Below are 25,598 nucleotides of genomic sequence, written 5' to 3'. Positions count from 1 at the left end.
GTCGTATCCCGGGCCTAGATCCCCAACTCCTGCGCCAGCACGGCCGCTTGCACTCGGCTGCGCAGTTCCAGCTTCGCCAGCAGCCGGCTGACGTGCGTCTTCGCCGTCGCCTCGGCCATGTCCAGCCGCTCGGCGATCCCCGCGTTCGACAGCCCCTCGCCCAGACAGGCCAGCACCTCGCGCTCGCGCCGGGTCAGTGACTCCAGCATCGCCGGATCGGCCTTCGGCGGCCGGGCCGGCCGGGCCGCGAACTCGGCGATGAGCCGGCGTGTGACGGCCGGCGCGACGACGCCCTCGCCTGCCGCGACGGTCCGTACCGCCGTGATCAGGTCCTTGGCCTCGGTGTTCTTCAGCAGGAACCCGGCGGCCCCGGCGCGCAGCGCCCCGAACACGTACTCGTCCAGGTCGAAGGTGGTCAGCACCAGGACGTCCGCGAGGCCCTCCGCGACGACCGCACGGGTCGCCGACACCCCGTCCATCCGCGGCATCTGAACGTCCATCAGCACCACGTCCGGTCGCAACTCCCGTGCCAGCGCGAGCGCTTGCTCCCCGTCCGCCGCCTCTCCGACCACCTCGACGTCGGGCGCGCTGCGCAGGATGAGGACGAGTCCGGCGCGTACGGCGGACTGGTCCTCGGCGACGAGCACGCGGATCATGCGGGGCCTCCTCGGACGGCGGTGCGGGCGGGGTCGGTGGTGGCGATCGTGTCGGTGAGGGGCAGGGCGGCGCGCACCGACCAGAGTCCGCCGTGAGCGGCCGTGGCCGGGCCGGCCTCGAAGGTCCCGCCCAGCAGTTCCGTCCGTTCCCGCATCCCGATCAGCCCCGCGCCCGAGCCGGGGGCCCGCGGCCCGTCCCGGTCGCCGTACGGACTCGTCACCTCCACGGTGAGCGAGCCGTCCCGCCGGGTGAGACACACGGTCACACGGCCGGGACAGGCGTGCTTGAGGGCGTTGGTGAGGGACTCCTGCACGATCCTGTACGCCGCCAGCCCCACCGGGGCGGGGACAGGTTCGCCGGCGGCGTCCGGGGCGGCGCCGAACTCGACGTCCAGGCCGTTGGCGCGGGCGCCATCGACCAGCGAGCCGAGGCCGTCGAGGGTGGGCGCCGCGACCGGTTCCAGGTCACCGCCGCTGTCGCGCAGGATCCCGATCAGCCGCCGCATCTCCGCCAGTCCCTCGACGCTGTTCTCCCGGATCACGCCGAGGGCCTCCCGGGAGGTCTCAGGTCTGTCGATGGAGAGCGCGGCCGTGGAGTGGATGGCGATGGCGGACAGGTGGTTGGCGACCATGTCGTGCAACTCCCGGGCCATCCGGGCCCGCTCGGCGCCCACCGCCTGCGCCCGGTCCATCTCGGCGAGCAGCGCGGTCTGTTCGGCGCGCAGCCGGGCGGCCTCGGCGGCGTCCCGGTGATTGCGGACGATCAGGCCGGTGGACGCGGGCGCGAAGGACACGACCCCGACGGCCACGCCGATCAGCAGCGCCTCGGGCACCCGCCAGACCGCGAACGGCACCACCGTCGCGAGCACCGTGACCAGCCCGGTGATCCACGGGATGCGCCGCGCCGAAGCGGGCGTGCCGTACAGCACGGCCGCGTACACCACGTCCGTGAACATCAGCAGGGTGCCGAGGCTGCCCTGGGTCATCGTGTCCAGGGTCAGCGCGGCCGTGGCGGTCAGCAGGGCGACGCGCGGCGCGGTCCGGCGCAGCAACTCGCAGCCCGCCGTCACGAAGAGCGGCAGGAGGACGGGCCAGCGCCCGTCGAGAAGGACGATGGGGTCGCTCGCCCGCCGGGTGCCCAGCCCGATGCCCCACAGCAGCAGCCCGCCGAGCAGCCCGCCGGCCGCCGCGTACACGTCGAGCCGGTGCGGATGGGGGAGTCGGCGGGTCATGTCTCCATCCAACACGGCCCACCGCATCGGCGGGTGATGCCTCGGAAGGGTCCGGGACTGCATCGTTCGATGTATCGAAGGTTCGTCACCGGTGACGAGGAGGACCGCGGATCCCGACGGGAGCCTGGAAGGGTGACCGAAGGGAGTCCGTCGTGATCGTCGCGTTGATCGTCGCCTGTGAGGTCGGCTTCTGGGTGCTGCTGGCCCTCGGCCTGGCCGTGCGCTACCTGCTGGGGTGGCGCCGGACCAGCGTGGCCCTGCTGCTGTGCGAGCCCCTGCTGGAGGTGGTCCTGTTCGTCGTTACGGCGATCGACCTGAGGAACGGCGCCGAACCGAGCTGGGAGCACGGCCTGGCCGCGCTGTACATCGGCTTCACCGTCGCCTACGGCCACTACATGATCCGTTGGCTCGACGGCCACGCCGCCCACCGGCTGTCCGGAGCGCCCAAGCCCACGGGACCCCCGCGCCACGGCCGGGCCCGCGCCCGCCATGAGGCTGGGCTGTGGCTGCGCGCGGTCCTCGGCGCGGCCGTGGCCCTCGTCCTGCTCCAGCTCGCCGTCTGGTACGTCGGTGACTCCGGGGACGTCAGTTCCCTGCGGGGCTTTCAGTGGGTGGCCCTGCGCACGGTCGGCATCTACGGGCTGATCACCCTGTCGTACACGATCTGGCCGAGGAAAGGCCCGGCCGGCGAGCCGGAACGGAGCGAGCCCCGGAAGGAGAGGGCCGGCCGATGAACCGCGCGTCGAGGAACCTGCTGGAGGGCGCCGCCACCTTTGCCGTCGGCCTGGTGCTGTGGCGGTTCACCGGGGGAGTGGAGGTCCCGGTGGTCACCCTGACGAAGGTCGGTGTGGCGATGATGTGCGTCGGGGCCGCACTGGCCGCGACGGGCCTGTACCAGGCGACCCGCCGCTGAGGTCAGTGCTCCCCACCCGGCACCCGGCGACGCCCGGACCCCCGGCAGGGGGCCGGTTTCCTCAGCGTTCGCCGCCGGGCACCCACAGCACGTCACCCTCGGCCTTGTTCGCCGTCCTCGCCAGAATGAACAGCAGGTCCGACAGCCGGTTGAGGTAGGTCGCGGTGAGCGGGTTCATCGCCTCGCCGTGGACCTCCAGCGCGGCCCACGTCGAGCGCTCCGCGCGGCGGACCACCGTGCACGCCTGGTGCAGCAGGGCCGCACCGGGCGTGCCGCCGGGCAGGATGAAGGAACGCAGCTTCTCCAGCTCCGCGTTGAAGCGGTCGCAGTCCGCCTCCAGCCGGTCCACGTAGAACTGCTCGACCCGCAGGGGAGGGAACTCGGGGTTCTCCACCACCGGTGTCGACAGGTCCGCGCCCACGTCGAAGAGGTCGTTCTGCACGCGGGTGAGGACGGCGACGACCTCCGCGTCGAGCCCGCCCAGCGCGATCGCCGTGCCGAGCACCGCGTTCGCCTCGTTGGCGTCCGCGTACGCGGCGATCCTCAGGTCGGTCTTGGCGACCCGGCTCATGTCGCCGAGGGCGGTCGTGCCCTGGTCGCCGGTCCTCGTGTAGATGCGCGTCAGATTGACCATGCGGCCAATCTAGTGCCCCGGCAGACCGTCCCCGCCGATCCGTTCCGTCGTCTTCGTCACCCCTGCTCAGCACGGGGTCAATCGGTGCGAATCAGACAGGATTTGACGACGTGACCGGTGTCTCACGCGCTGAGACGTGAAACGCGTTACTAACCGGTCACACAGCGCCTCAGGCCCGCTAGTGTCCGGCCGAGAGCCGTGAGGAAGCGGTCGATGCGCCGGATGGCTGACGCCGGTGACATCGGGCGTGCGAGCGGGCAGGGCTTCTACAGGCACGGAATCCGCACAGGCCTCACCGGCCTCACCCCTGCGGGTGAATCTGCTATCGGTTCGCTCACAGACGGCAACCTCCGACCGCTTCACGCAGTCAGAGGGGGCAACACCGGACATCACACCGCGGAGCACGAGACGCACGCTTAGGGGAGCGCTATGTACATCAGGGGCGACCACGCCGAGCTGGTCGTCGGGGGCCGTCTCGACGTCCGCACCGCGGCGGACGCCCGTACGGCCCTGCACACGGCGGTGGACGGCGGCGTAGGCGACCTCGTGCTCGACCTGTCCGCGCTGGACTCCTGGGACGCCACCGGCCTCGGCGTCATCATGGGCGCCCACCGCCGCGCCGGCCGCTGCGGCCGCCGCCTCGTCCTGCGCGGCGTACCGCCCCAGATGCAGCGCCTGCTGGTCGCCACCCGGCTGCACCGCATCCTCGCCATCGAGGGCGGCATCGGAGTGGAGTCCCTGCCCCGGGTGTGAAACGCGCCGACGGGGGACCCGGAACAGGGCGCGCGGACCGGCACGGTTGCGGTCGCTGACCTCTGCGTGACGAACCGCGCGCCGCACGCAATCCTCACCGGACTGTGACGTCTCGGGCGGCGCGGCCCCCCGGACTGTCGTAGATACTGTGCGAAGGTTTACGGTTCGTCTGCCCGCCGCGCGCATCCCTCAGGCGGGCACCGGACCAGAAGCGACAGCGCAGTGTGCAGCAAGGCCGGGAGGGGCTACGCCACACGACGCTTTTGGGGGGACCCATGGACCCGACGAACCGGGGACCCGAGGAGTACGGCCACGACGACGCCGAAGGCTCCCGCCCGGCCGACGCCGACACCGGGCAGGGCCACGCGCCGCGCCCGCGCTCCTCCAGGGACCCCCTGGCGCCCGACTTCGCCCCGCACGGCCCGGCGCCCGCCCGCACCGCGCGGCTGCACACAGGCGAGCACCTCCTGACCGTCAACCCCGTCGACGGCAGCGAGATCGAGCTGTGCCCGCCCACCGAACGGCCCGAGCCGCCCGCCAGGCGCACCCTCGAGGAGCGCGCCGAGGCCGACCGCGCCGCCCGTCCCCCCGCACCGGCGGGAACCAATCGCACCCCCGCACAGCCCCTGCTCGGTCGCCAGGACGAACGCGAACAGCTCGTCCGCCTGCTCGCCCGGGGCCGCACCGTCCGCCTCACCGGCCCCTCCGGCTCCGGCCGCACGAGTCTGCTGGATCTCGTCGCCGAGGACTGCGAGGACCTCGCGCCCGACGGCGTCGTCCGCCTCACCGGCTACCGCCGCACCCCCTCCGACCTGCTGCACGACCTCTTCCACACCGTCCACGACGCCCCCCGTCTGCGCCCCGAGGACGACGAGCTGCTCGCCCACGTGCGCGAGATCGGCGCGGTCGTCGTCGTCGACGACCTGGAGTTCGGCGGCGCCGCCCTCGACGAGCTGCTCGACGCGACACCCGAGTGCGCCTTCCTCCTCGGCGCCACCCCCGACGTGCCCACCCCCTCCGCGGGCTCCGCCGTCGAGGAGGTCGTCCTCGGCGGCCTCGACCGCGCCGGCGGCGTCGAGGTGATCGAGCGGGCCGTCGGCCGCGTCCTCACCGAGGAGGAGGCCAACTGGGCCGGCGACCTCTGGTTCGAGTCCGAGGGCCTGCCCCTGCGGTTCGTCCAGGCCGGCGCTCTGCTGCGCCAGCGCGACCAGCTCCGGGCCGGCGTCGACGCGGTCGACGAGTTCGGCGTCTTCGAGGACGCCCGCCCCTTCACCGCGTCGCTGGACGCCGGTGCGGGCGAGGCCGAGGAGATACCCCTGCCCTCCCTCGGCGAGGCCGCCGCGCCCGCCCCCCTCCTCGCCGCACGTCTCAGCGCCTCCGCCCGCACCGCCCTGCGCTTCGCCGTCGCCCTCGGCGGCGAGGTCCCGCACCAGGCCCATCTGCCGGCCCTGATCGGCGACACCCACGCCGACGCCGCCCTCGGCGAACTCGCCGCCTGCGGGCTCGTCTCCCCGGTCGGCCCCCGCTACCGGCTCGCCGCCGGCGTCCGCGCCCAGCTCGAGGCCGCCGGATACGCCGACGACGTCGACGGCCGAGCCCACACCGCCGCCGAGCACTACGCCTGGTGGGCCGCACACCCCTCGGTCACCCCGGAGCGGGTGTGCGCCGAGGCCGACGCCGTCCTCACCGCCCTCGCCCTGGTCGTGCCCGGCACCACCCGGCCCGCCGAGGGCGAGGACGAGCCCACCTCCGTACGACTGGCCCGCGCCGCCGCGCCCGCGTTCGCCGCCGGGCTGAACTGGAGCGCCTGGGAGCAGGCCCTGCACGAGGGCGCCGAGGCCGCCCGCCTGGCCGCCGCCCCGGCCGACCGGGCCTACTTCCACCACGAACTGGGCGTCCTCGCGCTCTGCGCCGGACAGCTCGACCGGGCCCGCTCCGAACTGGAGGCCTCCCTCGCCCTGCGCGGCGCCCTCGCCGACAAGCGGGGCACCGTCGCGGGCCGCCGCGCTCTCGCCCTGGTCGCCGACCGCTCGGGCGACGTGCCGGGCCTGGCCGCGCTCATGGCCGTCGAGGAGGGGACCGAGGCCCGCCGTGAGGAGCCCGGGTCACCGCCGCGCGGCGTCCCCGCGGCCGCGCCCTCTCCGACGCCCACCGCCCCGACCCTCGTCACCGGTGTGCCCTCCGCCGCCCCGGCGTCCGCCCGCCACGGCCGCGGCGGCTTCAGGGCCCTGGCCAAGCGCAACCTCGTCGCGGCCGGCGCGGGCGCCGTGCTCGTCGCGGTGCTCGGCACGGTGGTGACGCTCGGCGCGACCTCCGAGAACGACGCGAACACCCCCGCCGACCGGGTCGGCGTCCGCCCGTCCGTCAGCGCGGGCACCGACGACGGCTCCACGGGCGAGGAGACGCCCGGTGACAACACCGGCCCGGGGGACGCGGGGCCGGTGACCAGCAGGCCGACGGATCCCGGTCCGGACGGCACGATGGGCACCGCCGACGACCCGACGCCGACGGGAGAGGCGACACCGGAGCCGTCGGGGGACCCGAGCGGCACGCAGGGGCCTGGAGGCGGCGGCCCGACCGGGACGCCCAGGCCGTCGTCGTCCAGTTCCACGTCCAGGCCGCCGTCGACGCCGACGGAGGACCCGACCCCCAGCGACGACCCGACGACGCCGACGCAAGAACCGACCACGCCGTCCACGGACACCCCGACCACGCCGTCCAGCACCGCCCCCTCCACGTCGAACTCGGCCAGCGGTTCCGCCTCCACCCCGGGCGGCCCGCAGAGCAGCGGCACAGGCACCCCCAGCGCCGCCGGCTCCCCGCTCGTGTCCCCGGACACGATCATCTGAGCCGAGGGGGTCGCGCCGCCGGCGCCGGCAGGCACGCCGGAGGGCCGGGTCCCGCACGGGACCCGGCCCTCCTCGTCGCTCGGCGTCGTGCCGACGTTCAGAACAGGCGCAGCTTGTCGTCCTCGATGCCGCGCAGCGCGTCGTAGTCAAGGACCGTGCAGCCGATGCCGCGGTCCGTGGCCAGGACGCGGGCCTGCGGCTTGATCTCCTGGGCCGCGAAGACGCCCCGCACCGGCGCCAGATGCGGGTCGCGGTTCAGCAGCTCCAGATAGCGGGTGAGCTGCTCGACGCCGTCGATCTCCCCGCGCCGCTTGATCTCCACCGCGACGGTCTGTCCCTCGGCGTCCCGGCACAGGATGTCGACGGGGCCGATGGCGGTCATGTACTCGCGGCGGATGAGGCTGTAGCCCTCGCCGAGCGTCTCGATGCGGTCGGCGAGCAGCTCCTGAAGGTGCGCTTCCACGCCGTCCTTGATCAGACCGGGGTCGACGCCCAGTTCGTGCGAGGAGTCGTGGAGGACTTCCTCCATCGTGATGATCAGTTTCTCGCCCGCTTTGTTGACGACGGTCCACACGCCGGCGTCGTCGCCCGTGCCCTCCTTCAGCGTGCAGGGCGGGGACATCCAGTTCAGGGGCTTGTAGGCCCGGTCGTCCGCGTGGATCGAGACGCTGCCGTCCGCCTTCACCAGGATGAGACGGGGGGCGGAGGGGAGGTGGGCGGTGAGCCGGCCCGCGTAGTCCACGGAGCACCGGGCGATGACGAGACGCATGGCAGGCAACGCTACTCGACGCCCCGCACGCCACGCGATTCGCCCGAGCGTCACCCTGCACCGGGCTGCACGGGAGCCCGTGGAGCCGCACCTTTTGATCTGGAAAACGTGAGTTCGACAGTGGCCGATTGTGTGCCCACCAGGATTTCCCTATGTGCCCGTTCTCCTGGTGCGGTCACGGGCCGTTGCCTACCGTAGGAACGGGAGGTCGCGATGCGTGTACTCAGCGTGCTCGCATTTCCCGGTGTCTGTGCACTGCGAACTCCCTTTCCCTGTCCGGCAACCCCTGCGCGTCGGGGGTGCGAGAGGAGAACCCATGTCGCTCGACGTCTCACCGGCCCTACTCGAACAGGCCGAGCGAGGCGAGGTCGACGAAGCAGAATTCGTCGACTGCGTCCGGACCTCCCTGCCCTACGCATGGGAGATGGTCAGCTCCCTGGTGGCCCAGCTGAAGGTGGACGGCGGAGACTTCGCCGACAACCAGACGCCCCCGCCGGACGAGCAGGCACGCGGGCAGCTGCTGCGAGCGCTGGCGAGCGACGCCATTCGCGGCGCGCTGCAGCGCCACTTCGGCGTGCGGCTGGCCTTCCAGAACTGCCACCGGGTGGCGGTGTTCCCGTTGGACTCATCGGTCGACGAGAAGCTGTCCCGTTTCACCTCGGTCCGCAGTCAGGTGCTGAATCAGTCTCCGGAGTTCCGGGACTGCTGAGGCGATGTGAGCCTGTCGCTTGCCGCTCCTCGCGCAAGGCGTCGCACAAGGCGCCGATCGGTACGGGAGCGGCAGGCTCCTCGGCGGCGGGGTCGTTCACCGGAGGTGGGGGAGGACCTCCGCGCCCAGCCGCCGCAGGTTCTCCTCGGTGGCCGCCAGATCGCCCGAGCCCTCCACGAGGAGGGCGAAGCGCGAGACGCCGGTCCGCTCGCTCGTCGCGGCGAGCCGGTCCGCGCACAGCCGAGGGGTGCCCACCGGGTGCAGCCCGCAGAGCAGTTCGGTGTACGCGACCGGGTCCCGCATGCCGCGGGCGCGGCCGTCCACCGTCACATGGGCGTCCAGGCCCTGCTTCAGCCAGCCCGGCATCGCCTTCGTCAGCGTCTCCACGGCGTCGGTGCGCCGGTCGGCGATCTGGCAGACGCCCGCCGAGACATGGCCCGCGCCGCGGATCTCGTCCGCCGGCCGCCCGGCCGCGCGCGCGTGCCGCCGCCACAGGGCGATCATCTCGGCCTTCTCCTCGTCCCCGACGTGCATGCCGAGCAGCATCGGCAGTCCGCGCTCCGCGGCCAGCCGCACGCTCGCGGGGGAGGTGCAGGCGACGACCACCTCCGGCCCCGCCGAGTCCGTCAGGGCCTCCGACGGGCGGGGTACGACGGGGACTTCACGAAAGCGGAAGCGCTCGCCGTCCGCACCGACCGAGGGTTCGCGCAGCCAGCGCACCAGCAGATCGAGTGATTCGGGGAACCCCTTCTCGTACGCTTCGAGGCCCGCCCCGAACACCTCCAGGTCGACCCAGGGCCCGCCGCGGCCCACGCCGAGGGAGAAGCGGCCGCCGCTCGTCATGTGCAGCAGCGCGGCCTGTTCGCCCAGGGCGACGGGGTGGGCCGTGGGCAGTACGCTGACCGCCGTGCCGACCCGCAGGCGTCGGGTCCGGCCCAGCAGGAGGGCCGCCAGGGTGATCGCCGACGGGCAGGTGCCGTACGGCACGAAGTGGTGCTCGGCCAGCCAGACCGAGTCCAGGCCGGCCTCCTCGGCGACCTCGGCGGAGCGGACCGCCCGGTGCAGTGCCTCCCCCTGACCCTGGCCCGGGAACTGGGCCGCCAACACGAAACTTCCAACGCGCATGGGACTTTTCCTGCTTCCTCGGCTCCGACGCGGAGCTCCCCCACCCGGCATAACCGTCTGACACGTGCCGAGGACACGGCCTGTCGGAGTATTTTGCGGATTGTCTGCAGAATGGACGGTCCCTGAGGGGGACTTGTGGGGTTCGGCACCCTTCGGATACCCCTGTCCTGGCCGCGTAGGCTGGACGGGAACCCTGCTCCCTGTATAGCCCCGTGAGGTGTCCCGTGTCCCCGCGTCGCAACCGACCCAAGGGTGAGGGCTCGTTCGGCCGCAGCGCCGAGGACGACGGTGCGAGCCGGTACGGCGGCTGGGAGTCCACGGTGAGCTGGCAGGACGAGCGGTGGAGCGTGCGGCATGTGGCCGGGGCGAGCGCCCACGGCAAGGCCTACCGGTGCCCCGGCTGCGACCAGATGATCCCCGACGGCGTGCCGCACGTCGTCGCCTGGCCCGAGCACGCGGGAGTCGACGACCGCCGCCACTGGCACAAGGCGTGCTGGAACGCGCGGGACCGCCGCACCCCGGGGGTGCGGCGGTCCCGTAACGCGCCGAGGTTCTAGCGGCGTCAGACGTCCCGCTTCTCCAGCAGGGCGAAGGCGGCGGCGAAGGCGGCGGCCGTGACGCCGAGCGCGATCCACAGCGGGTCCCAGCCGGACGGGCCGGTGTCGGTCAGTGACGTGGAGTAGAAGACGCTGAGAAGGTTGGGGATCGAGTACTCGAACAGGGCCTCGCGCAGGTCCACCAGGGACTCCGAGAACATGAACAGCGCGATCACCAGCGGCGCGAGCACCAGGCCGATCATGATGGTGATCGCGCCGGCCGAGTGCCGGATGATCGAGCCGACGGCCAGCGAGAGCAGTCCGAGCAGGGCGACGAACAGGGACACGCCGAGCGTCCCCTTGGCCCACTCGCCGCCGGAGGGCTCCCGTGCCTCGGGCATCAGCGCCACGTCGATCATCGCGACGAACACCGACGAGATCAGCGTCACGACGAACGCGACCAGGAAGAACACGATGGCCTTCGCCGCGAGGACGCGCCCCCGGGACGGGCAGGCCACCATCGTGGTCCGGATCATGCCGGTGCCGTACTCGGAGGCGGTGGTCAGCACGCCGAGCGTGATGACGCACATGCTGCCGAGGAGCAGTCCGAAGAAGCCGAACGCCAGCGCGTTCTCGTTCGCCAGGTCGGCTCCGTCGGCGTTCGCGGCCACCAGCGCGGCCGTCCCCACCCCGATGCCGACGACGAGCAGGACGAAGACGCCCAGCGTCCACATGGTGGAGCGCACCGAGCGGATCTTGGTCCACTCCGAGGCGAGGGCGTGCCCGAGGTGGGTGCGCACCACGGGGATCGGCGAGGTGTAGCCGGAGTACGCGGGCGCCGCCGGCAGAGACGTGGGCTGCGGGGTGCTCATCGGACGTCCTCGGTCGTGGTCGTGGCGGTGCCCTGCCCCTGCGGGGCCGCGGGAGCCGGGGCGGTGGGAGCGGCGTCGGCCGGGGCCTGGTCCGCGGGGGCGGCCGCGGGAGCCGCCGGGACCTTGCCCAGGGCGACGGTGGCCGGGCTCGCGGCCGGCGCGGGCCCCTGCGGCGCGGAGGCGGCCGCGGGCGCCGGAGCGACGGGCGCAGCGGCTGCGGGCGGCGTCGCCGGGGCGGCCGGGGCCTGGCCCTGCGACGCGGAGGCCGCCGGAGCCGGAGCCGGAGCCGGCGCGGGCTGGGCCGGGGCCGGCTGGGCCGGGTGGCCCTGCGCGGGTCCGGGCGTCTGCTGGGCGTACGGGTTGGCGCCGTCGTACGGCGCCTGCCCGCCGTACGGGGTCTGGGCGGGCTGCGGCGGGGCGTAGCCCTGCTGCGGGGGCGGCGGGGCGTACCAGCCGGGCTGGCCCTGGCCGGGGACCGGCATGGGGGGCTGGGCGCCGGGCGGCAACGGCTGCTGGAGGCCCGCCTTCTGGTCGATGGTCGACCGGTAGTCGACGGCCCCCTGCGTCATCCGCATGTACGCCTCTTCCAGCGAGGCCTGGTGCGGCGACAGCTCCCACAGCCGTACGTCGGCCTCGTGGGCGATGTCGCTGATGCGGGGGAGCGGCAGCCCGGTGACGCGCAGCGCGCCGTCCTGCTCGGGCAGCACATGTCCGCCCGACTCGGTGAGCGCGGCGGCCAGCTTCTCGCGCAGCTCGGGCTCCGTCTGCGGGGTGCGCACACGTGCGAAGCCGGCGGAGTTGGCCGAGATGAAGTCCCGGACGCTCATGTCGGAGAGCAGCTGGCCCCGCCCGATGACGATCAGGTGGTCGGCGGTCAGCGCCATCTCGCTCATCAGGTGGGAGGAGACGAACACCGTCCGCCCCTCCGCGGCGAGCGACTTCATCAGGTTGCGCACCCAGAGGATGCCCTCGGGGTCGAGCCCGTTGACCGGCTCGTCGAACAGCAGCACCTGCGGGTCGCCGAGCAGCGCGGCGGCGATGCCGAGGCGCTGCCCCATGCCCAGCGAGAACCCCTTGGACCGCCTCTTCGCCACGTCCTGGAGGCCGACCACGCCCAGCACCTCGTCCACGCGCCGGGCCGGGATGCCCGAGAGCTGGGCGAGGCTCAGCAGGTGGTTGCGGGCGTGGCGGCCGCCGTGCACGGCCTTCGCGTCCAGCAACGCGCCGACATGACGGGCGGCGTTCGGCAGCTTCCGGTACGGAAAGCCGCCGATCGTCACCGTCCCCGACGTCGGGTTGTCCAGACCGAGGATCATCCGCATGGTGGTGGACTTCCCCGAGCCGTTCGGCCCGAGGAAGCCCGTGACGGCGCCCGGTCGCACCTGGAAGGAAAGGTTGTACACAGCGGTCTTGTCGCCGTAGCGCTTGGTCAGGCCGACTGCTTCGATCATGCTCCGCACCCATCGACAGGTTCAGGACAGCGGGGCGCACGCCCCCCGTAAGGGTTAGGAGGATATCGAGGCGCTGACGGTTCCGCTCAAATCAAAGTAAAGCCCAAAGGTTCACGCGTCCCGTCGCTTGAGGGTGACGTACCCGCCCAGCAGCGCCGCCGCCACCCAGATCGCCATGATGGCCAGGCCGCCCCAGGGCCCGTAGGGAGCGTCGTCGCCGGTCGGGGCGACCACCTGCATGATCTTGCTGCCGGCCTGGTCGGGCAGATACTGACCGATCTTCTTCGTCGCGTCGACGTTCCCCAGGATGTTGGAGATGAGGAAGAAGAACGGCATCAGGATGCCCAGCGACAGCATCGGCGAGCGCAGGATGGCGGCCACGCCCATGGAGAACACGGCGATGAGCGTCATGTAGAGGCCGCCGCCGATCACCGCCCGCAGCACCCCGGTGTCCCCGATCGACGCCTTGTGCTCCCCGAGCATCGCCTGCCCGAGGAAGAAGGCGACGAAGCTGGTGACGAGCCCGACGACCAGCGCGAGGCCCGCCGCGACCGAGATCTTGCCGAACAGGAAGGCCCCGCGCTGCGGCACCGCCGCCAGCGAGACGCGGATCATGCCGGTGCTGTACTCGTTGGACACCACCAGCACCCCGAACACGATCATCGCCAGCTGGCCGAGACTCATCCCGGCGAAACTGATGAACGTCGGGTCGAAGGAGCTCCGGTCGCCGGCGCTCATCTGGTCGAACTGGCTCTTGGACAGCGCCGAGATGAGCATGCCGAGAGCGATCGTCACCACCGCGGCGAGGGAGAGCGTCCACAGCGTGGACGCGACGGAGCGGATCTTCGTCCACTCGGACCGGATGACCTGGGTCGCCGCCATGTCAGCCCTTCCTCCAGCCGTCGCCCCACTGCTGCCCCGGTTGCTGCGGCGGCTGTGCGGGCGTCGCGTCGGTGTGCGCGTGGTACTCCACCGACTGAGCGGTCAGTTGCATGAACGCCTCCTCCAGCGAGGCACGCTGGGGACTCAGCTCGTGCAGCACGAGCTGGTGGCGCGCGGCCAGTTCCCCGATGGCCTCCGACTTGTCCCCGTCCACCTCCAGGCAGCCGTTGCCGGCCTCCACGACGGTGACCCCGGCCTCGTGCAGCACGTCGAGCATCCGCTCCCGCTGCGGGGTGCGGATCCGCACATAGGAGCGCGAGTTGCGCGCGATGAAGTCGGCCATCGAGGTGTCGGCGAGCAGCCGGCCCTGACCGATGACGACGAGGTGATCCGCGGTCAGCGCCATCTCGCTCATCAGATGCGAGGAGACGAACACCGTCCGGCCCTGCGCCGCCAGCGATTTCATCAGGTTGCGGATCCAGTGGATGCCCTCGGGATCGAGCCCGTTGACCGGCTCGTCGAACATCAGGATCCGGGGATCGCCCAGGAGCGCGCCCGCGATCCCGAGCCGCTGCCCCATGCCCAGCGAGAACCCCTTCGTCTTCTTCCTCGCCACGGCGGTGAGGCCCACGGTGTCGAGCACCTCGTGCACCCGCGAGCCGGGGATGCCGTTGCTCTGCGCCAGGCACAGCAGGTGGTTGAAGGCGCTGCGCCCGCCGTGCACGCCCTTGGCGTCGAGCAGTGCTCCGATGTACTTCAGCGGATCCTTCAGCCGGTCGTAGTGCTGCCCGTCGATGCGGACGTCCCCCGCGGTCGGCCGGTCGAGCCCGAGCATCATCCGCATGGTGGTGGACTTCCCCGCGCCGTTGGGACCGAGGAAGCCCGTGACGATGCCCGGTCTGACGGTGAACGTGAGGTTGTCGACCGCGACCTTGTCGCCGTACCGCTTGGTCAGCCCTTCTAGCTCGATCATGCGGGCCACGCTATGACCGGCGTACGGCCTGTGCCAACCCGGCGGGCGAACGGCGGCCGACGCGCACGGCAACAACACATGCGGAAGGGCGGTGGGGCCTTGCGCCCACCGCCCCTCGGCTCGCCGTGACTACCGGGACTGCTGGGCCGGAACGCCCCGAGAGACCGGCTCGTCCTCGGTCGGGGAACCGGCCGCGGCCACCGCGGCGCCGGTCAGCGTGGCCAGCATCTCGCGGACGTTGGTCAGCTGGGCGTTGATCGAGTCGCGACGGTTGGTGAGAGCCGCGAGCTCGCGCTCCGATTCCGAACGGATGCGGTCGGCCTTGGCGTTGGCGTCGGCCACGATGTCCTCGGCCTGGCGCTGCGCCGTCTCGACGGTCTGGCGGGCGCGGCGCTCGGCGTCCGTGCGCAGCTTCTCCGCCTCCAGCCGCAGCTGCTCCGCGCGGTGCTCGATCTCCGCGAGGCGCTTCTCGGCCTTCTGCTGACGGGACGCCAGGTCGCGCTCGGACTGCTCGCGGCGCTTGGCGAGGTTCGTCTCGAAGTCGGCGGCGGCCTGCGCGGCCTTCGCACGGGTCTCCTCGAAGAGCGCGTCCGCCTCCTCGCGCTTGGACTGCGCGTCCTTCTGCGCGTCCTGGCGCAACTGAGCGGCGTCGCTCTTGGCCTTCTCGACGATCCGGACGCCCTCGTCCTCAGCCTTGGCCTTGCGGTCCGAGGCGAACGACTCCGCGTCGTTGCGCACCTGCTGGGCCGCCGACTCGGCGAGCTCACGGTGCTGCTCGGACGCGCGACGTGCTTCCTCGCGCAGATCCTTGGCCTCCTCCTCGGCGAGGCGGAGGATCTTCTCGACACGCGCGCCGAGACCGGCGTACGACGGCTCGGCGTCGCTTACCTGGGCCTGGGCGTGCTGCGTCTCGAGGTGGAGCTCCTCGATGCGCTTTTCCAGAGCGGTGATGCGGGTGAGAGCGCTGTCACGGTCGGAGACGAGCTTGGAGATCCGTTCGTCCACCTGAGCGCGGTCGTATCCACGCCGCACAAGCTCGAAGCCGTAGGGGGAAGTGTCGCTCATGGGGTTCCTGTCGAATGAGACCGGTGAGGTGATAGGTGGAATCCTAGGGGCCGAAGCGCTGTGTCATCGAGCGGATACGTGTTTGATCTGGAGATTGACACCCCTTTTGGGTGGCTCCCCGCCGGACGGCTTGCCAAAAAGTTGGTCAAAGGCCCCAGATCGCAACGCAATTCTCATGCAGCGCCACGGCCTGTCGACCGGCCCCGGCCCCCCGCACCTACAGCCCTCAGCCCTCCGACGGCTTGCCGCCCGACCGGGGCGCGCCGATCGTCGCCCCCGCCCGGACCCCGCCGTCCTTGGCCGAGGACGGCGCCTCGAACGACTCCAGCGCCTCCAGCACGTCCTGCACCCTGGAGATCTCGGCGTTGATGTCCTCCCGACGCCGGACCAGCACCTCCAGTTCGCGCTTTCCCTCCTCGACGGTGCGCCGCGCCTCGCGGATCGCCTCCGCCTTCAGCTCCTCGGCCTCCCGGACCAGCGTGGCCTTCTTCTGCTCGGCCTCCTTGAGCAGCCCCTCCGCCTTCTTCACCGCGGCGATACGGACCTTGCCCGCCTCCGAATTGGCCTCCGACACCAGTTCCTTGGCCTTCGCCTGCGCCTTGGCGAGCTGCTCCTCGGCCGCCTTGATCAGCGCGTCGCAGCGGTCGCCGGTCGACTTCATCGTCTCCGCGGCCTCCCGGCGGGCCCGCCCGTGCAGCTGCTCGATCTCGGTGGTGATCCGGTCGCGCAGCTCCTCCGCCCGCTCCCTTATGGCGGTCGCGTCCCGGCGGGCCCCGACGAGCAGTTCGTCCGCGTCGGTACGGGCCTTCTCCACACGCGTGTTGCCCTCGCGGGTCGCCTCCGAGACGAGCCGGTCGGCCTCCTTGCGGGCCGCGCCGACCATCGTGTCGGCCTGCGCCTCCGCCTCCGCGGTGGTCTTCAGCGCCTGCTGCTGCGCCTCGGTGAGCAGCTTGTCCGCCTCGGCGGTGGTCTCCGTGATGAGCGTGTCGACCTGCTCGGCCGCCTCCGAACGCCGCTTGTTGGCGTCCTTGCGGGCTTCGTCCAGCGTGTGGTCGGCCTCCTCGCGGGCGACGCTCATCAACCGGTCGGCCTCCGCCGCGGCCTCGGCCTTGACGCGCTCGGCCTCCACCCGGATGCGCTCGGCCTGCTGCCGCGCGGAACCCACCGTCTCGGCGGCCTCGGCGCGCAGCCGCTCCGCGTCGTCGGTGGCGTCCCCGATCAGCTTCTCCGCCTTGGCGACCGACTCGGCCCGCACCCGCTCGGCCTCCGCGGCCGTCTCGGCCTGGAGCCGCTCCGCCTCCGCGAGGGTCTCCGTCTGCAGCCGCTCCGCCTCGGAACGCGCCTCGGTGATGAGCGTGTCGGCCTGCGTCGCCGCGTCCGAACGGATGCGGTTGGCGTCGTCGCGGGCGTCCGCCCGGGTGCGCGAGGCGTCCTGGTCGGCCTGGGCGATTGCGTCCGAGGCCTCGGTGCGCACCCGCTGGGCGTGCGCGGACGCCTCCGAACGCAGCCGCTCGGACTCCGCGATCGCCTCGCCGACGGTCCGCTCGGCCAGCGCCTGGGCGGCCTCCGACTCCTCACGAGCCTCGCGGCGCAGCCGGGCCGCGTCCTCGGCGGCCCGCTCACGCTCGGAGTAGGCGTCGGCGCGGACCCGGTCCGCCTCCTCCTCGGCCTCCCGGCGGGTGCGGTCCGCCACGTGCTCGGCGGCGCTGCGCAGCCCGGTGATCTCCTCCTGCGCCTGCTCGTGCAGCCCGGCCACGGAGTCCCGCACCTGCTGCGCGTGCTGCTCGGCCGCCGACACCATCTCCGAGGCGCGCCGGTCGGCCTCCTCGACCAGCCGGACCGCCTCGGCCTGCGCGTCCTCCACCCGGCGGCGCGCCGACGCCAGCAGCTCCTCGCTCTGCTCGCGGGCCCGCTCACGCTCCTGGTCGGCCTCCTGACGGGCCCCGCCGAGGTACTCCTCGGCCTCCCGCAGACGCCGGGCGGCCTCCTCCTGGGCGGCGGCCAGAGTCTCCGACGCCTCCGTCTCCAGCCGCTCCGCGGCGGCCTGCGCCTCCGCGCGCACCCGGTCGGCGGTGTCCTGCGCCTCCGTCTTCAGCCGCTCCGCCTCCGCGGCGGCCTCCGACCGCAGCCGCACGGCGACGGCCTCGCCCTCGGCCCGGGACGCGGACGCGTCGGACGCGGCCTCGGTGCGCAGCCGCTCGGCCTCCGTCTCCGCCTGCTGCTGCAGCGTACGGATCCGCTCGGCGGCCTCGCCGCGCAGCCGCTCGGTCTCCTCGCCGGCCTCCCGGCGGATCCGTGAGGCCTCCTCACGGGCGTCGGTGAGCGCCTGCTCGGCGGAGGCGAGCCGCTGCTCGGCCTCGGAGTGCAGCCGCGCCAGCTCCTCGGCGGCGTCCGCCTGCCGGGCCTCGACGGCGCGCTCGGCCTCCTCGCGCAGCTCGCGCGCGGCCTCCTCGGCGTTGGCGGTGATCGTCTCCGCGAGGTCGACCGCCTCGTCGCGCTGCCGCTCGGCCTCCTTGCGGGTGCGCTCCAGGGTGTCCTCGGCCTGCCGGCGCAGCGTGGTCGCCCGCTCGATGGCCTCCGTGCGGACCTTCTCGCTGTCCGTGGTGGCCTTCTGGCGCAGCTCGTCCGCGTCGGCCTTCGCCTTGGACAGCAGCTCCTCGGCGGTCCTGGCCGCCTCCTCGATCTGCTGGACGGCCTCCCGGCGGGCCTCCGCGCGGATCTTCTCGCCCTCGGCGACCGCGTCGGCGCGCAGCTGCTCGGCCTCGCCGCGCAGCCGGCGCGCCTCCTCCTGCAGCTCGACCGTCTTGGCGCGGTACTCCTTGGTGTCGTCCTTCGCGGAGCCCTTCAGCTCCTCGGCGATGTCGTGCGCCTCGGCGCGCAGCCGGTCCGCCTCGGTCTCCGCCTCCCGGCGGATGCGCTCGGCCTCCTCGGCGGCGGCCTTCGTGGTGCGCCGCGCGTCCTCCTGGGCCTTGTTCAGGACGTCCTCGGCGGTCTTGGCCGCCTTCGACAGCTGGGTCGCGCTCTCCTCGGCGGTGACCGTGCGCGCCTTCTCCGCGGCGTCACCGAGGATCTTCTCCGCCTCGGCGCGGGCGTCGGCGACGAGCTGCTCGGCGTCCGCCTTGGTGGTCTCGGCCTCCTTGGTGGCCTCGCTGACCAGCCGGGCGACCTGCTCCTTCGCCGTACGGGTGCGCTGCTCGTTGGTGGACTCGGCGCTGCTGAGCGCCTTCTCGGCGGCCGACTTCGCCTCGGTGACGAGCTTCTCCGCCTCCGCGCGCGCCTCACGCAGCGCGGTCTCCGCCTCGGCCATGCGCTGCTCGGCGGCACGGCTCAGCTCACCCGCCTGGCGGCGGGCCGCGTCGGACTCGTTCGCCGTGGAGCTGCGCAGCGCCTCGGCGTGGTCGCTGGCCTCCTGGGCCTGCGTCGAAGCCGCGTTCAGCAGCCGCTCGGCGTCCGCGCGGGCGCGCAGCAGCAGCTGCTCGGCCTCCGCCCGGGCCGACTCGGCCTCGCTCTGGAGCCGCTGGCGGGCCTGCTCGGCCACCCGTTCGGCCTCGGCGCGCGCGGCCGTCAGGGCCTGCTCGGCCTCGGCGCGCGACTCCTCCAGCAGTCGGCGGGCCTGCGCCTCGGTGCGGGCCCGCAGCTGCTCGGCCCAGGCCACGTTGTCGTTGACGTGCGACTCGACGGTCTGCCGGCGCTCCGAAAGCTCCTGGTCGAGCTGCTGACGCCGGGCCACGGCCTCCGCGTGCAGCTCCGCCTGGAGCCGGGCCGCCTGCTCGGCGTGCTCCTGGAGGATGCGCTGGGTCTGCGCCCTCGCCTGGCTCAGCTCCCGCTCGGCGTCGGAGCGGATCTGGTCCGCCTGCATCTGCGCGTTGCGCAGCAACTGCTCGGCCTGGTAGCCGATGTCGCCGCCGTCGAACGCGGGCCGGGACATGATGGTGCGCCGCGCCTCGTGCAACTTGGCGCGCAGCACCTCGACCTGGTAGCCGAGGTCCTCGGCATGCTGGATCGCCTTTTCCCGCTCGGTCTTCAGCCGTTTCATCTCGGCTTCGAACCGAGTGAGGTGGTCGACGTCAGCCGCCGGTTCCCGCTCCTGGCTCTCGTAGCCCCGCACTGCGCGGTCCCATCCGTCCCCTGGTCGCAAGCTTTTCCACGAGCTCCGTCCATCCGCCGGACGGGGCCCCCGGGGAATGGTGTCAGATCAACGGCGGAGCACGGGCTGCTGCCCCGACGCTCGTCCCCCGAAACCCGGACCCCGGCTGGTCCTGCCGCCGAGACGGCAGGACGTCGGTCGCCCGTCAAGAGCGGCGACCGACCCCAACCCTACCGGCCCCTCTGTACGAGGGTCAGTGCTCAGGGGACTCAACTGGGGCCGATGTGACCAGTTCTGTCAGTACTCCGTGGCAATCCTTGGGGTGCAGGAAGGTGATTCGTGACCCCATGGAGCCACGTCGCGGCTCTTCGTACAGAACGCGTACGCCCTTGTCCCGGATGTCCGCCGCGTCGGCGTCCACATCCGCCGTACCGAAAGCGATGTGGTGGACGCCCTCGCCGTTCTTGGCCAGCCACTTCGCGACCGTGGAGTCCTCCCTGGTCGGCTCCAGGAGCTGGAGGTAGGTGGCGCCCCCATCGGACGTCTCGTTGATCTTGAGCATGGCCTCGCGCACGCCCTGCTCCTCGTTGACCTCGGAGTGGAACACTTCGAAGCCGTACGTGGAACGGTAGAACTCGACGGTGGCGTCGAGGTCGTGGCAGGCGATCCCGATGTGGTCGATTCGCGTCAGCATGTTGTTAGTGGAGCGTCCCGGAGGTGGTTGCGCAACGTGCGGGCGATCACACCGACAGCGAGGTGACGGGGCGCACTACCGCTCAGTACATTCGAAGTAAACCCTCGTTCACTCCTCGGCCCGTGCAGGCCGGTAAGGGGATCGCAGCTCATGACTGGATCGACAGGTTCCAACGGCACGACCTCGGTGATCGTCGCGGGCGCGCGTACGCCCATGGGACGACTGCTGGGCTCGCTGAAGTCCTTCTCCGGAGCCGACCTCGGCGGCTTCGCCATCAAGGCCGCCCTCGAACGCGCCGGGATCGAAGGCGACCAGGTGCAGTACGTGATCATGGGCCAGGTGCTCCAGGCCGGCGCGGGCCAGATCCCGGCCCGCCAGGCCGCCGTCAAGGCCGGCATCCCGATGAACGTCCCGGCGCTCACGGTCAACAAGGTGTGTCTGTCGGGCCTGGACGCCATCGCGCTCGCCGACCAGTTGATCTGTGCGGGTGAGTTCGACGTGATCGTCGCGGGCGGCCAGGAGTCCATGACCAACGCCCCGCACCTGCTGCCGAAGTCCCGCGAGGGCTTCAAGTACGGCGCGATCGAGATGCTCGACGCGATGGCGTACGACGGGCTGACCGACGCCTTCGAGGGCATCGCCATGGGCGAGTCCACCGAGAAGCACAACACCCGCCTCGGCATCGAGCGGCCCGCGCAGGACGAGTTCGCCGCCCTCTCCCACCAGCGCGCCGCCGCCGCCCAGAAGAACGGGCTGTTCGACGCGGAGATCACCCCGGTGTCGATCCCGCAGCGCAAGGGCGATCCGGTCCTCTTCGGCCACGACGAGGGCATCCGCGCCGAGACCACCGCCGAGTCCCTCGGCAAGCTGCGCCCGGCCTTCGCCAAGGACGGCACGATCACCGCCGGCTCCGCCTCGCAGATCTCCGACGGCGCCGCCGCCGTGGTCGTGATGAGCAAGGCCAAGGCGCAGGAACTGGGCCTGGAGTGGATCGCCGAGATCGGCGCCCACGGCAACGTGGCCGGCCCGGACAACTCCCTGCAGTCCCAGCCGTCCAACGCCATCCTGCACGCCCTGAAGAAGGACGGCCTGGAGGTCGCCGACCTCGACCTCATCGAGATCAACGAGGCCTTCGCCGCCGTCGCCGTCCAGTCAATGGACGACCTCGGCGTTTCCACGGAAAAGGTGAACGTCAACGGCGGCGCCATCGCCCTGGGACACCCGATCGGCATGTCCGGCGCCCGGCTCGTGCTGCACCTGGCCCTGGAGCTGAAGCGGCGCGGCGGCGGCATCGGCGCGGCCGCGCTGTGCGGCGGCGGCGGCCAGGGCGACGCGCTGATCGTGCGGGTGCCCAAGGCCTGAGTTCTCTTTCGTAGGAACACGTGAACGGAGCTGTGATGCAGGACGTCTCCTCGCTGGTCGCCCAGGCCAGGGAAGGCCGGCCCCGGGCCGTCGCCCGGCTGATCTCCCTGGTGGAGGGGGCGTCCCCGCAGCTCAGGGAGGTCATGGCGGCGCTGGCCCCGCTGACCGGCAACGCCTACGTCGTCGGCCTCACCGGCTCGCCGGGCGTCGGCAAGTCCACGTCGACCTCCGCGCTGGTCACGGCGTACCGCAAGCAGGGCCGGCGGGTCGGCGTCCTCGCCGTCGACCCGTCCTCGCCCTTCTCGGGCGGTGCCCTGCTCGGCGACCGTGTCCGGATGTCCGACCACGCCTCGGACCCCGGCGTCTACATCCGCTCGATGGCCACGCGCGGCCACCTCGGCGGGCTGGCCTGGGCCGCGCCTCAGGCGATCCGCGTGCTGGACGCGGCCGGCTGCGACGTGGTCCTCGTCGAGACGGTGGGCGTGGGCCAGTCGGAGGTGGAGATCGCCTCCCAGGCGGACACCTCCGTCGTCCTGCTCGCCCCGGGCATGGGCGACGGCATCCAGGCCGCCAAGGCGGGCATCCTGGAGATCGGCGACGTGTACGTCGTCAACAAGGCGGACCGGGACGGCGCCGACGCGACCGCCCGTGAGCTGAACCACATGCTCGGCCTCGGCGAGTCCCGCGGCCCCGGCGACTGGCGCCCGCCGATCGTCAAGACCGTCGCGGCCCGCGCGGAGGGCGTCGACGAGGTCGTGGAGGCGCTGGAGAAGCACCGGGCGTGGATGGAGGAGCGCGGGGTCCTGGCGGAGCGCCGCCGCGCCCGCGCCGCCCACGAGGTCGAGGCGATCGCCGTCACCGCCCTGCGGGAGCGGATCGGCGACCTCCACGGCGACCGCCGCCTCAGCGCCCTCGCGGACCGCATCGTCGCAGGCGAACTCGACCCCTACGGCGCGGCGGACGAACTGGTGGCGGGACTGACGCAGGGGGAGTGACGCCGGCACCCCGGGTCGCGCCGGGGCGTGCGACGCCGCGACCGCGAGGCCACGAGCCCGACGGGAGCGCCCCGGTGGCCGGCGGTCGCGGCGCGGCACCGCCGTGGCGGCGGCTCATGCGGTGCCGGCTCACGCCGTGGCGTCCCCGCCGGGCGTCAGGCGTCGTCGCCGTCGGCCCGGTCGCCGTCGGCCCGGTCGTCCGCGTCCTCGTCGGCGCCGGTCTCGCGGTCCGGCGTGAGCGTGGCGTCCTTCAGGCCCACGGTCCACTCGTGCTCCTTCGCCGACGGGTCCGTGGTCTCCACGTCCCAGCCGCCCCGACCGTCCTCGTCCAGCTCGACCGAGGTGACGGTTCCCCGGACGGCGGCGGTCCGCGCGGCCTCGGCGGCGCCGACCCGGGCGTCCTTCAGCAGGGCGCGGGCCTCGCGCACGTCGTCCGCGTCGTCGCCGTCGGTCTCCTTGCCGAGGACGCGGCCGTCGGCGGAGTCCACGAGGACGGTGTGGGCCGTCGTGCCCTCGCCCAGCACGTCGATCTCCCAGCCGCGGTCGGCCCCGTCGCCGTCGAGACCGGCGGAGACCACCGTGCCGGGCTGCGCCTTCAGCGCCGCGGCGATCGCCTGCCCGGCGGTGACCTTCGCACCGCTCACGCCGTGTGTGGCGCCCCGCGCGCCGTCGTCCGCGAAGGCGACCGCGGTGCCGCCCCCGATCGCGACGGACGCGGCGACGGCGGCGATGACGAGCTTGCGCTTCATGGTGGTTCCTCCCGAGCGGGGTCGAGTGCGTCTGACGGGAACCACCGTCGCCGACCCATGCTGAGGAGAGTCTGAAGCCACCTGAAGTCCGCTTCAGGTGCGGTCTGAAACCCTGGCGGGCATGCGCCTGCTCATCATCGAGGACGAGAAGCGGCTCGCCCTGTCCCTGGCCAAGGGCCTGACCGCCGAGGGCTACGCCGTGGACGTCGTCCATGACGGCCTGGAGGGCCTGCACCGCGCCGGCGAGTCGCCGTACGACCTCGTCGTCCTCGACATCATGCTGCCCGGCATGAACGGCTACCGCGTCTGCTCCGCCCTGCGCGCCGCCGGGAACGACGTCCCGATCCTGATGCTCACCGCCAAGGACGGCGAGTACGACGAGGCGGAGGGCCTGGACACCGGCGCGGACGACTACCTCACCAAGCCGTTCTCCTACGTCGTCCTGGTCGCCCGCGTGAAGGCGCTGCTGCGCCGCCGCGGCCAGGGCGCCGGGGCCTCGCCCGTGCACGTCCTCGGCGAGCTGAGGGTGGACACCGCGGCCCGCCGGGTGTTCCTGGGGGAGGACGAGGCGACGCTCACCGCCAAGGAGTTCTCCGTCCTGGAGCAGCTGGTGGTGCGGGCCGGCGCGGTGGTGTCCAAGTCCGAGATCCTCGACCACGTCTGGGACTTCGCGTACGACGGCGATCCCAACATCGTCGAGGTGTACGTCAGCGCGCTGCGCCGCAAGCTGGGCGCCGGGCTGATCCGCACCGTCCGCGGCGCCGGGTACCGGCTGGAGCGGCCGGAATCGCCGTCGGGCCCGGCGGCGCCCGGGGAGCCGGGGGAGGGGCGGTGAGGCGTCGGCTCGGCTCGGTCCGCGCCCGGGCCGCCCTGGGCGCCACGCTCGTCGTCGCCGTCGCCCTGGTCGCCGCCGGGGCGGCGGTCCTGCTCGCGCTGGAGTCCAGCCTGAGCGGCCAGGCCGGCGCCCAGGCGGACCGCGCCGCACGGGAAGTGGCCGCCGAGCTCGCCGCCGGGCACGCCCACGACCGGCTGTCCCTGGACGACGAGGACCGGCCCGTCCAGGTGGTCACCGAGGACGGCACCCTGGTCGCGGCCACGGAGGGCCTGGAACGCATCAGCGGGACCGGGACGGACGCGGTGCGCCCGGCGCCGGGCGCGGCCCGAGCGCCGGCACAGGCGGGCCACGCGGCCGCCACCCCGGACGACGATGACGACGACGCCGACGCCTCCGCGCCGCGGCCGGGCGAGATCGGCGAGGACACCGCCTTCCGCGACGGCTCCGCCACCGTCGACGGCGACACCGCGGACTACCGCTTCGCCTCGGTCTCCGTCGAGACCGACGACCGGGGCGCCCTGACCGTGCACGCCGGCGCGCCCCTGTCCAGCGAACACAGCGCGGTCGGCACCGCGCTCACCGTCATGCTGATCGGCTTCCCGCTGCTGCTGGCGGTCGTGGCGGGCGTGACCTGGCTGGTCACCCGGCGGGCGCTGCGGCCGGTCGAGGGCATCCGGCGCGAGATGGCCGCCATCACCGCCTCCGCGGACCTCGCCCGCCGGGTGCCCGAGCCGGACACACACGACGAGGTCGCCCGGCTCGCCCGTACGACGAACGAGACGCTGACGGCGCTCCAGAGCGCGGTGGAGCGCCAGCGCCGGTTCGTCGCCGACGCCTCCCACGAACTGCGCAGCCCCATCGCCTCCCTGCGCACCCAGCTCGAAGTGGGCGCCGCACACCCCGAGTTGCTGGACGTGCCGGGCGCGGTCGAGGACACCGTACGGCTTCAGGACCTGGCCGCCGACCTGCTGCTGCTCGCCCGGCTGGACGCGGGGGAGCGGCCCGCGGACGCCCGGGTCGACCTGGCGGCGCTGGTGCGCGAGGCGACGGCTCAGCGGACGGGGGTGAGGGTGGACGCGGAGCCGGTGGAGGTGGCCGGATCGCGGGGGCAGCTGAGTCGGGTGCTGGCCAACCTGCTCGACAACGCGGGGCGGCACGCCCGGGAGGAGGTCACCGTGTCGGTGCGCAGGGAGCGCCGGCCGGACGGGCGGTGGGCGCTCGTCTCGGTCGCCGACGACGGGGACGGGGTGCCCGAGGCGGACCGTGAGCGCGTGTTCGAGCGGTTCGTACGGCTGGACGCGGCCCGCACCCGGGACGAGGGCGGCGCGGGGCTGGGCCTGGCCATCGCCCGTGACGTGGCCGAACGGCACGGCGGCACGCTCACGGTCCGGCAGGCGCCGGCGGGCGGAGCCCTGTTCGAGCTCCGCCTGCCGGCCGCCTGAGGGCGTGTCGTGCGC

At 73.1% G+C, this 25,598-nt stretch carries 23 protein-coding genes; 10 read left to right on the top strand and 13 right to left on the bottom strand.

Translation table 11 applies throughout. From position 1 onward, the window contains the following. Window positions 1–14 precede the first annotated feature (14 nt). A complete protein-coding gene (locus ACIRS4_RS30930; RefSeq protein ID WP_404202295.1) occupies window positions 15–656 on the bottom strand; it encodes a response regulator in 642 nt (213 codons plus the stop codon). Further along, on the bottom strand, window positions 653–1,888 hold the full coding sequence (locus tag ACIRS4_RS30925) for a sensor histidine kinase (protein WP_404202293.1): 1,236 nt from the start codon (window positions 1,886–1,888) through the stop codon (window positions 653–655). The genes ACIRS4_RS30930 and ACIRS4_RS30925 overlap by 4 nt, the downstream gene beginning before the upstream one ends. A gap of 152 nt (window positions 1,889–2,040) precedes the next feature. On the opposite strand from ACIRS4_RS30925, the gene ACIRS4_RS30920 reads away from it, so the two are divergent. Beyond that, a complete protein-coding gene (locus ACIRS4_RS30920; RefSeq protein WP_404202291.1) occupies window positions 2,041–2,622 on the top strand; it encodes a hypothetical protein in 582 nt (193 codons plus the stop codon). Continuing rightward, window positions 2,619–2,801, top strand: coding sequence for a DUF5708 family protein (locus tag ACIRS4_RS30915; protein WP_404202289.1), 183 nt, complete (start codon window positions 2,619–2,621; stop codon window positions 2,799–2,801). Before ACIRS4_RS30920 ends, ACIRS4_RS30915 begins: the two co-directional genes overlap by 4 nt. 61 nt (window positions 2,802–2,862) lie before the next feature. Here ACIRS4_RS30915 and ACIRS4_RS30910 read toward each other — a convergent pair whose 3' ends face one another. Then, on the bottom strand, window positions 2,863–3,435 hold the full coding sequence (locus ACIRS4_RS30910; RefSeq protein ID WP_130443451.1) for a cob(I)yrinic acid a,c-diamide adenosyltransferase: 573 nt from the start codon (window positions 3,433–3,435) through the stop codon (window positions 2,863–2,865). Between the two features lie 429 nt (window positions 3,436–3,864). On the opposite strand from ACIRS4_RS30910, the gene ACIRS4_RS30905 reads away from it, so the two are divergent. Both ACIRS4_RS30905 and ACIRS4_RS30900 read left to right on the top strand, forming a co-directional pair. Beyond that, a complete protein-coding gene (locus ACIRS4_RS30905; protein ID WP_404202286.1) occupies window positions 3,865–4,188 on the top strand; it encodes an STAS domain-containing protein in 324 nt (107 codons plus the stop codon). Between the two features lie 275 nt (window positions 4,189–4,463). Further along, window positions 4,464–7,037, top strand: coding sequence for an ATP-binding protein (locus tag ACIRS4_RS30900; protein WP_404202284.1), 2,574 nt, complete (start codon window positions 4,464–4,466; stop codon window positions 7,035–7,037). Between the two features lie 97 nt (window positions 7,038–7,134). Here ACIRS4_RS30900 and nucS read toward each other — a convergent pair whose 3' ends face one another. Continuing rightward, on the bottom strand, window positions 7,135–7,806 hold the full coding sequence (nucS, locus tag ACIRS4_RS30895) for an endonuclease NucS (RefSeq protein WP_404202282.1): 672 nt from the start codon (window positions 7,804–7,806) through the stop codon (window positions 7,135–7,137). A gap of 316 nt (window positions 7,807–8,122) precedes the next feature. Here nucS and ACIRS4_RS30890 point away from each other — a divergent pair, with 316 nt between their 5' ends. Then, window positions 8,123–8,515 carry an SCO5389 family protein gene (locus ACIRS4_RS30890; protein WP_130443444.1) on the top strand — a complete coding sequence of 131 codons (393 nt, stop codon included), beginning with the start codon at window positions 8,123–8,125 and terminating at the stop codon, window positions 8,513–8,515. Between the two features lie 96 nt (window positions 8,516–8,611). Here the strand turns inward: ACIRS4_RS30890 and ACIRS4_RS30885 are convergent, their stop codons facing one another. After that, window positions 8,612–9,640, bottom strand: coding sequence for an LLM class flavin-dependent oxidoreductase (locus ACIRS4_RS30885; protein ID WP_404202280.1), 1,029 nt, complete (start codon window positions 9,638–9,640; stop codon window positions 8,612–8,614). 224 nt (window positions 9,641–9,864) lie between these two features. Here ACIRS4_RS30885 and ACIRS4_RS30880 point away from each other — a divergent pair, with 224 nt between their 5' ends. Continuing rightward, entirely contained in the window at window positions 9,865–10,197 is a 333-nt protein-coding gene (locus tag ACIRS4_RS30880) for an ATP/GTP-binding protein (RefSeq protein WP_404202278.1), read from the top strand. Window positions 10,198–10,202: 5 nt separating this feature from the next. On the opposite strand, the gene ACIRS4_RS30875 is transcribed toward ACIRS4_RS30880, so the two are convergent. The 7 genes from ACIRS4_RS30875 to mce all read right to left on the bottom strand — a co-directional run bounded on the left by ACIRS4_RS30875 (window position 10,203) and on the right by mce (window position 20,200). Further along, entirely contained in the window at window positions 10,203–11,048 is an 846-nt protein-coding gene (locus tag ACIRS4_RS30875; protein WP_404202276.1) for an ABC transporter permease, read from the bottom strand. Continuing rightward, window positions 11,045–12,499 (bottom strand): ATP-binding cassette domain-containing protein, encoded by a 1,455-nt coding sequence (locus tag ACIRS4_RS30870; RefSeq protein ID WP_404202274.1) that lies wholly within the window; start codon window positions 12,497–12,499, stop codon window positions 11,045–11,047. Before ACIRS4_RS30870 ends, ACIRS4_RS30875 begins: the two co-directional genes overlap by 4 nt. A 111-nt stretch (window positions 12,500–12,610) precedes the next feature. After that, window positions 12,611–13,381 carry an ABC transporter permease gene (locus ACIRS4_RS30865; RefSeq protein ID WP_404202272.1) on the bottom strand — a complete coding sequence of 257 codons (771 nt, stop codon included), beginning with the start codon at window positions 13,379–13,381 and terminating at the stop codon, window positions 12,611–12,613. A gap of 1 nt (window position 13,382) precedes the next feature. Further along, window positions 13,383–14,354: an ABC transporter ATP-binding protein gene (locus tag ACIRS4_RS30860; protein WP_404202270.1), complete on the bottom strand. Its 972-nt coding sequence runs from the start codon at window positions 14,352–14,354 to the stop codon at window positions 13,383–13,385. A gap of 129 nt (window positions 14,355–14,483) precedes the next feature. Further along, window positions 14,484–15,419 carry a cellulose-binding protein gene (locus ACIRS4_RS30855; RefSeq protein WP_358799570.1) on the bottom strand — a complete coding sequence of 312 codons (936 nt, stop codon included), beginning with the start codon at window positions 15,417–15,419 and terminating at the stop codon, window positions 14,484–14,486. Window positions 15,420–15,645: 226 nt separating this feature from the next. Next, window positions 15,646–19,527 (bottom strand): polarized growth protein Scy, encoded by a 3,882-nt coding sequence (gene scy / locus ACIRS4_RS30850; protein WP_404202267.1) that lies wholly within the window; start codon window positions 19,525–19,527, stop codon window positions 15,646–15,648. 232 nt (window positions 19,528–19,759) lie between these two features. Beyond that, entirely contained in the window at window positions 19,760–20,200 is a 441-nt protein-coding gene (gene mce / locus ACIRS4_RS30845) for a methylmalonyl-CoA epimerase (protein ID WP_130443426.1), read from the bottom strand. 150 nt (window positions 20,201–20,350) lie between these two features. On the opposite strand from mce, the gene ACIRS4_RS30840 reads away from it, so the two are divergent. Further along, entirely contained in the window at window positions 20,351–21,562 is a 1,212-nt protein-coding gene (locus ACIRS4_RS30840; protein WP_404202265.1) for an acetyl-CoA C-acetyltransferase, read from the top strand. 35 nt (window positions 21,563–21,597) lie between these two features. Beyond that, the gene (meaB, locus tag ACIRS4_RS30835) at window positions 21,598–22,557 is read left to right on the top strand and encodes a methylmalonyl Co-A mutase-associated GTPase MeaB (protein ID WP_351099628.1); all 960 of its coding nucleotides are present in this window, start codon (window positions 21,598–21,600) and stop codon (window positions 22,555–22,557) included. Between the two features lie 155 nt (window positions 22,558–22,712). On the opposite strand, the gene ACIRS4_RS30830 is transcribed toward meaB, so the two are convergent. Next, entirely contained in the window at window positions 22,713–23,306 is a 594-nt protein-coding gene (locus ACIRS4_RS30830) for a PepSY domain-containing protein (RefSeq protein ID WP_404202263.1), read from the bottom strand. A gap of 121 nt (window positions 23,307–23,427) precedes the next feature. Here ACIRS4_RS30830 and ACIRS4_RS30825 point away from each other — a divergent pair, with 121 nt between their 5' ends. Next, complete coding sequence (locus ACIRS4_RS30825) at window positions 23,428–24,141, top strand: response regulator transcription factor (RefSeq protein ID WP_404202261.1); 714 nt, start codon at window positions 23,428–23,430, stop codon at window positions 24,139–24,141. Further along, on the top strand, window positions 24,138–25,583 hold the full coding sequence (locus tag ACIRS4_RS30820; RefSeq protein ID WP_404202259.1) for an ATP-binding protein: 1,446 nt from the start codon (window positions 24,138–24,140) through the stop codon (window positions 25,581–25,583). The genes ACIRS4_RS30825 and ACIRS4_RS30820 overlap by 4 nt, the downstream gene beginning before the upstream one ends. The last annotated feature ends 15 nt before the right edge of the window (window positions 25,584–25,598 follow it).

This window comes from Streptomyces sp. NPDC101166 (assembly GCF_044768125.1).
In the GTDB taxonomy this organism is placed as follows: domain Bacteria; phylum Actinomycetota; class Actinomycetes; order Streptomycetales; family Streptomycetaceae; genus Streptomyces.
Note: the sequence above shows the minus strand (reverse complement) of the source record. Positions and strands in the feature narration are given on the sequence as shown.

Coding starts and splice junctions, on each gene's coding strand:
- ACIRS4_RS30930 (WP_404202295.1), bottom strand. CDS start 656: ATGATCCGCGTGCTCGTCGCCGAGGACCAGTCCGCCGTACGCGCCGGA.
- ACIRS4_RS30925 (WP_404202293.1), bottom strand. CDS start 1,888: ATGACCCGCCGACTCCCCCATCCGCACCGGCTCGACGTGTACGCGGCG.
- ACIRS4_RS30915 (WP_404202289.1), top strand. CDS start 2,619: ATGAACCGCGCGTCGAGGAACCTGCTGGAGGGCGCCGCCACCTTTGCC.
- ACIRS4_RS30910 (WP_130443451.1), bottom strand. CDS start 3,435: ATGGTCAATCTGACGCGCATCTACACGAGGACCGGCGACCAGGGCACG.
- ACIRS4_RS30905 (WP_404202286.1), top strand. CDS start 3,865: ATGTACATCAGGGGCGACCACGCCGAGCTGGTCGTCGGGGGCCGTCTC.
- ACIRS4_RS30900 (WP_404202284.1), top strand. CDS start 4,464: ATGGACCCGACGAACCGGGGACCCGAGGAGTACGGCCACGACGACGCC.
- nucS (WP_404202282.1), bottom strand. CDS start 7,806: ATGCGTCTCGTCATCGCCCGGTGCTCCGTGGACTACGCGGGCCGGCTC.
- ACIRS4_RS30890 (WP_130443444.1), top strand. CDS start 8,123: ATGTCGCTCGACGTCTCACCGGCCCTACTCGAACAGGCCGAGCGAGGC.
- ACIRS4_RS30885 (WP_404202280.1), bottom strand. CDS start 9,640: ATGCGCGTTGGAAGTTTCGTGTTGGCGGCCCAGTTCCCGGGCCAGGGT.
- ACIRS4_RS30875 (WP_404202276.1), bottom strand. CDS start 11,048: ATGAGCACCCCGCAGCCCACGTCTCTGCCGGCGGCGCCCGCGTACTCC.
- ACIRS4_RS30870 (WP_404202274.1), bottom strand. CDS start 12,499: ATGATCGAAGCAGTCGGCCTGACCAAGCGCTACGGCGACAAGACCGCT.
- ACIRS4_RS30865 (WP_404202272.1), bottom strand. CDS start 13,381: ATGGCGGCGACCCAGGTCATCCGGTCCGAGTGGACGAAGATCCGCTCC.
- ACIRS4_RS30860 (WP_404202270.1), bottom strand. CDS start 14,354: ATGATCGAGCTAGAAGGGCTGACCAAGCGGTACGGCGACAAGGTCGCG.
- ACIRS4_RS30855 (WP_358799570.1), bottom strand. CDS start 15,419: ATGAGCGACACTTCCCCCTACGGCTTCGAGCTTGTGCGGCGTGGATAC.
- mce (WP_130443426.1), bottom strand. CDS start 20,200: ATGCTGACGCGAATCGACCACATCGGGATCGCCTGCCACGACCTCGAC.
- ACIRS4_RS30840 (WP_404202265.1), top strand. CDS start 20,351: ATGACTGGATCGACAGGTTCCAACGGCACGACCTCGGTGATCGTCGCG.
- meaB (WP_351099628.1), top strand. CDS start 21,598: ATGCAGGACGTCTCCTCGCTGGTCGCCCAGGCCAGGGAAGGCCGGCCC.
- ACIRS4_RS30830 (WP_404202263.1), bottom strand. CDS start 23,306: ATGAAGCGCAAGCTCGTCATCGCCGCCGTCGCCGCGTCCGTCGCGATC.
- ACIRS4_RS30825 (WP_404202261.1), top strand. CDS start 23,428: ATGCGCCTGCTCATCATCGAGGACGAGAAGCGGCTCGCCCTGTCCCTG.